This window comes from Agromyces sp. P1_H4 (assembly GCF_056405255.1).
In genome coordinates this window covers 1-5,569 of the sequence record NZ_JBFUCL010000252.1, presented here as the reverse complement: position 1 = coordinate 5,569, position 5,569 = coordinate 1, and the positions used below count along the sequence as shown (strand labels likewise).

General features: G+C 73.4%; 5 protein-coding genes. 4 read left to right on the top strand and 1 reads right to left on the bottom strand.

Features of this window, described 5'->3' with window-relative positions:
• Nucleotides 1-87: 87 nt before the first annotated feature.
• From metX to AC1DY2_RS14325, 4 genes are all read left to right on the top strand, one after another.
• Nucleotides 88-1,293: a homoserine O-acetyltransferase MetX gene (metX, locus tag AC1DY2_RS14340; RefSeq protein ID WP_476763043.1), complete on the top strand. Its 1,206-nt coding sequence runs from the start codon at nucleotides 88-90 to the stop codon at nucleotides 1,291-1,293.
• 110 nt (nucleotides 1,294-1,403) lie between these two features.
• On the top strand, nucleotides 1,404-2,564 hold the full coding sequence (locus tag AC1DY2_RS14335) for a sensor histidine kinase (RefSeq protein ID WP_476763042.1): 1,161 nt from the start codon (nucleotides 1,404-1,406) through the stop codon (nucleotides 2,562-2,564).
• Nucleotides 2,561-3,826: a hypothetical protein gene (locus AC1DY2_RS14330; protein WP_476763041.1), complete on the top strand. Its 1,266-nt coding sequence runs from the start codon at nucleotides 2,561-2,563 to the stop codon at nucleotides 3,824-3,826. The genes AC1DY2_RS14335 and AC1DY2_RS14330 overlap by 4 nt, the downstream gene beginning before the upstream one ends.
• Nucleotides 3,827-4,477, top strand: coding sequence for a response regulator transcription factor (locus tag AC1DY2_RS14325; protein WP_309973089.1), 651 nt, complete (start codon nucleotides 3,827-3,829; stop codon nucleotides 4,475-4,477).
• An 8-nt stretch (nucleotides 4,478-4,485) separates the two neighbouring features.
• Here AC1DY2_RS14325 and AC1DY2_RS14320 read toward each other — a convergent pair.
• Nucleotides 4,486-5,569 (bottom strand): MFS transporter (locus AC1DY2_RS14320; RefSeq protein WP_476763040.1); only part of this gene is annotated, 1,084 nt, incomplete at its 5' end.

The window sequence follows — 5,569 nt, the reverse complement described above, 5'->3', positions numbered from 1 at the left end:
CCGCACGTGCCCGCGGCATCCGTCGTTCCACGGGGTGCCGGGCGTAACAAACGCGTGGCCGCCGCCGGGGTTCGGGAGAATCGAGACATGGACTGGCAGACCACCGCCGACGCGGTGCCCGCGGGCATCGTGTCGGAGGCGCGCGCGCAGGCGCTGCAGGGGCGAGCGCCGGCTACCGGCGCCTGGCGCGAGGGCGACCCGGTCGGCGACCGACGGTTCGTCGGCATCGGCGACGTCCCCCTCGACGCCGGCGGCGCGCTGCCCGGCGTGCGCATCGCCTACGAGACCTGGGGCAGGCTCTCGCCCGAGCGCGACAACGCCGTGCTCGTGCTGCACGCGCTCACCGGCGACAGCCATGTCGTGGGTCCGGCCGGCCCCGCCCATCCGAGCGCCGGCTGGTGGCCCGGCGTCGTGGGGCCCGGGCTCGCGATCGACACCGACCGCTACTTCGTGGTCGCCCCGAACGTGCTCGGCGGCTGCCAGGGCTCGACGGGCCCGGCCTCCCTCGCGCCCGACGGCGCGGAGTGGGCGACCCGGTTCCCCTTCCTCACGATCCGCGACCAGGTGCGCGCGCAGGTCGCCTTCGCCGGAGCCATCGGCATCGAGCGGTTCGCCGCCGTCGTGGGCGGCTCCATGGGCGCGATGCACGTGCTCGAATGGGCGGTCATGGCGCCCCAGGCGGTCGAGCGCATCGCCGTGCTCGCCGCTCCCGCCGCCGCCACCGCCGACCAGGTCGCGCTGAACTCGGTGCAGATCGAGGCGATCCGCACCGATCCGGCGTTCCGCGGCGGCGACTACTACGACGCCCCCGACGGCGAGGGCCCGACGCGGGGCCTCTCGCTGGCTCGGCGCATGGCGATGCTCAACTACCGCACCGCCGCCGAGCTCAACCTCCGCTTCGAGCGGAGCTGGCAGTCCGACCTCGACCCGCTGGGCGGCGGCGGCCGATTCGCCGTCGAGTCCTACCTCGACTTCCACGGCAACAAGTTCACGAGGCGCTTCGACGCCAACAGCTACCTGGTGCTCACCGAGGCGATGAACTCGCACGACCTCGGCCGTGGCCGGGGCGGGGTGGCCGCGGCACTCGCCGGCATCCGCGCGAAGAGCCTCGTGCTGGGCATCGACAGCGACCGCTACTTCACGCTCGAGGGCCAGGAGGAGATCGCGGCGGGGTTGCGGCACAGCGTGCACGGCGACCGACCGGTGCTCGTGCACTCCGAATACGGGCACGACGCGTTCCTCATCGAGCACGGAGTGGTCGGCGACGCCCTGCGCCGGCTGCTCGCCGCCTGAACGGCGCCGGGTCCGCATCGCGGAGAAGAGGCGGCATCCGCGCCGACTCCGCTACAGTTCGAATGTCGGCGTCCCTCGGTCATGAGTGCCCGATCCTGCGAGGGGGTGGCGTGAAGCGCATCCACAAGGAACGCGACCGGCTCCTGCGACGTCTCGCACGCGTCGCCGGGTTCGTCGGCACCGCGTGCGCCCTCGCCTGCCTGCTGATCCCGGGCGTCGCGACGCCCGCCGAGCTGGCCCTCGGATCGGTGATCTGCATGCTGGTCGCCGTGCTCGTCGGCCTGTCCACGGCTCGGGGGGCGATGCTGCCGGCGATCGGCATCGTGGCGGGCGCCATCGCGTTCGTCGTCGTGCTCGGCTCGGCGTCGGTGCTCGACGCACCCACGACCACCGCGATGGCCGCGATGTGCGGGGTCGCCGCGGCATCCGTCGCCCTGCCCATCGTCGTGCGACGCCGCGGCGGCCTGATCGTCGCCGGGTTGGCCGGGGCCGTGCTGGCCGCGCTGTGGATCGTCGCGGGGTGGGGCCACGACCTGCGCGCCGTCGCCATCGTCACGGCGGCCGGCTGGGGCGCGTGCACCACCCTCGGCKCGTGGATCGACCGCGCCATCGCCGACGCGACGGTACGGATCGAGGAGGTGGGCCGCGCGCACGAGGCGGAGCGCCTCGCCAGCGAGCTCGAGGCCCAGCAGCGGCAGGATGCGCGCGTGCTCCACGACACGGTGCTCGCGACGCTGTCGCTGCTCGCCCACTCGGGCGTCGGGGTCGGCAAGTCGGCGCTGCGGCRGCAGGCGGGCGACGATGCCCGGCTGCTGCGCCAACTGCGACTCGGGGCGCCGCTCGACGCCGGATCGACCGCGATCTTCTCCCCCGAGTCGACCGACGCCGACGTGCTGAGCACGACGTTCGAGTCGGTGCGCCAGCGCTTCGCGCGCATGGGACTCGACGTCAACTGGCACGGGGCCGGACAGCTCGCCCTGCCCAGGGAGACCCTGGACGCGCTGCTCGGCGCGCTCGGCGAGTGCCTCGAGAACGTCCGCAGGCACTCGGGGGTCAACGAGGCGGACGTGACGGTCACCGACGACGACCACACCGTGCGCGCGATGGTCACCGACGCCGGGCACGGGTTCGAGCCCGAGACCGTCGACGGCGCGCGCCTGGGCTACGCCGAGTCGGTCGTGGGCCGCCTCGGCACGGTCGGCGGCCGCGCGCGCATCTTCTCGTCGCCCGGTTCGGGCACCACCGTGATGCTCGAGGTGCCGAAGCCGTGACCGAGTCGATGTCCGAGTCGCCGCGCCGCGAGCACACGTTCCGTCGCCCGGCACGTTCCGCGCGCGCCGTGCGCGCCGCCGGCGACGTGCGGGAGAGCCACGGCGGCCGCCGGCTCGCCACGGGGGTCACGATCGCTGCGGGGTTCATCATCCTGGCGCACCTCCTGCACACGGTGGCGCTCGCACCGTACTTCCCGCCGGGGCCGAGCCCCTGGGCGGCGTGGATCGCCCTCGCCGCGATCGTCGCCGTCGGCGTGGTGTCGCGGCTCGCGACCCGCACGCTCCCCGACTGGCTCTACATCGTGCTGCTCGCCGGCCTCGTGGTGCCGGTCTGGCTCGACGTCTCGGCGACCGCGGGACTGATCGACCTCGGCATCACCCCGACCGCCGCGGCCGCCGCCGGCGCCGTGCTGATGCCCGTCGCCGCGATCCGGGGCACGCGCGTGCCCCTCATCGTCGGAACCGTCATCGCGGTCGTGCTCGCGGTCGAGGCCCTCGTGCAGGTCGGCACCTCGGGCCGTGACGTGGTGACGGGCGTCGCCGTCGCCGCGACGGCCGTCTTCCCGCTCGTCCTCGTGGCGCTCGCCACCGACGGGTTCCGCCGGCTCGTCGGGCGCGAACTCGACCTCTCACTCGTGCAGTCCACCGTGGCCACGTCCCGCTCGGCGGTGGGCATGCGCGCGTCCGAGGAGCTCGCCCAGCTCGACTTCGACGCCGAGACCCTGCTCGACGACGTCGGCTCGGGCCGGATCGCGATCCCGCTTCCCGACGACGCGGCCGAGCAGGCCGGCACGCTCGCCGCGCGGCTGCGCGTGCGCCTCATCGAGGGCCGCACCGACACGTGGCTGCGCCACGCCGTCACCGAGTCGGCCTACCTCAACGGGCAGGTCACCGTCGACGACCCGGTCGGCTCCGCGGGACTCCTCACGCAGTCGCAGCGCGACGGCCTCCTGCTGGCGCTCTGGCTGCTCGTCGCCGAGCATCCGAAGGGGGCGAACGCCCCGGTCCGCGTGCACCTCGCCTGCCGCGAGACGGCCGACGAGGCGTCACCGGATGTCGCATTCGACCTGTCGATCGACGTGTCGGGCGTCGCACGACGCCGCGTCGACCCCGCGACGTGGGACGCTATCGGTAGTGTCGGAGAGCACAACGTGGTGACACGGACGGACGGCTTCACGGTCGACGTCCCGTGCCGCGTGGCGCACAGCACCCGCCACGGCGGGACACCGGCCCGCGGGGCCGCACGATCGAGGGGAAGCTGAATGGCAGACACGGACGCACCGATCCGGCTGGCGATCGTCGACGACCACCGCATGCTGCTCGGGGCGCTCTCGGAGTGGATCCGCGGCGCCGCTCCCGACATCGACCTCGTCGCCGCCGTCCCCTCCTGGTCGGAGCTGCTGGCACACCCGCAGTTCCCCGTCGACGTCGTGCTGCTCGACCTCGACCTGCGCGACAACATCCCGATCTCGCTGAAGCTGTCGATGCTGAAGTCCGCGGGCGTGCAGACCATGCTGATGAGCACCTATTCCGAGCCCGCCGTGGTTCGCGAGGCGCTGGGCTCCGGTGCCCTCGGGTACCTCGTCAAGTCCGAGCCGGTCGAGAACATCATCGAGGCGATCCGCGCGGCCCGCACCGGCGGCTCCTACCTCACGCCCGAGCTCGAGCTCACCCTCGCCGACGACGGCGCGGTGCCCAAGCTCTCCGCGCAGGAGCGGCGCGTGATGGCGCTCTACGGCGCGGGCCAGCCGGTCAAGGCCGTGGCGTTCCAGCTCGGCATCTCCGAGGAGACCGCGAAGAGCTACCTCAAGCGCATCCGCGAGAAGTACCGCATCGCCGGCTTCGACGTGGGCACGAAGGTGGCGCTGCGCAAGCGGGCCATCCTCGACGGCATCCTCCTGCAGTCCGACTGAGCGGCGCGCTACTCGACGACTTCGACGGCGCCCGTGGCGTAGGGCACGACGACCCCGCGCCGGCCTCGGACGCGATCGAGTGAGAACGAGGCGATGGCGAGCGCGACCCCGGCGATGGTGAGCAGGAGCCCGATCCAGATCGGCGCGACGTAGCCGAGGCCCGCCGCGATGGCGAGTCCGCCCAGCAGGGCGCCCACGCTGTTGCCGATGTTCAGGGCCGAGTGGTTGAGCGCGGCGGCGATCGACTGGCTGTCCCGAGCCACGTCCATGAGCCGGGCCTGGATGGTCGGCGACAGGGCGGCCGAGGCCGCGCCGACGAGGAAGACGCCGGTGAACAGTCCGACGGGGTTCGCGGCGGTGAAGCCGAGGAGCACCAGGGCGGCCGCCAGGATGCCGAAGAAGAGGTACATGCTGCGACGCACGCTCCAGTCGGCGAGTCGCCCTCCGGCGAGGTTGCCCGTGGTCATGCCGATGCCGAACATGATGAGCACGACGGGCACCATGGCGGGTGCGAGGCCCGTGACGTCGGTGGCGAGCGGGGCGACGTACGTGTAGACGGCGAACAGGCCGCCGAAGCCGATCGCGCCGATGCCGAGCGCGAACCAGACCTGGGCGCGGCTGAACGCACGCAGTTCGCGCTGCATCGTCGCACCGGGGTCGCCGGCCTGCCACGGCACGGCCAGCAGGACCGCCAGGAAGGTGAGCGCGAAGATGCCCGCGACCGCGAGGTAGGCGATGCGCCAGCCGGCGGCCTGTCCGAGCCACGTGATCGCGGGGACGCCGATGACGTTCGCGATCGTGAGGCCCGAGAGCACCAGGGCGACGCCACGGGCCCGCTTCCCGGGGCCCATGAGGCTCGCGGCCACGAGCGACGCGATGCCGAAGTAGGCGCCGTGCGGCACGGCGGCGATGAAGCGGGCGACGAGCACGAGCTCGAACGTCGGCAGCACGGCAGACCCGATGGTACCGAGCGTGAAGGCGGTGACCAGGGCGARCAGCAGGCGCTTGCGGGGCCAGCGCGCGGCGGCCGCGGCGATCGTCGGCGCGCCCACGACGACGCCGAGCGCATAGGCGGAGATGATCCATCCGGCC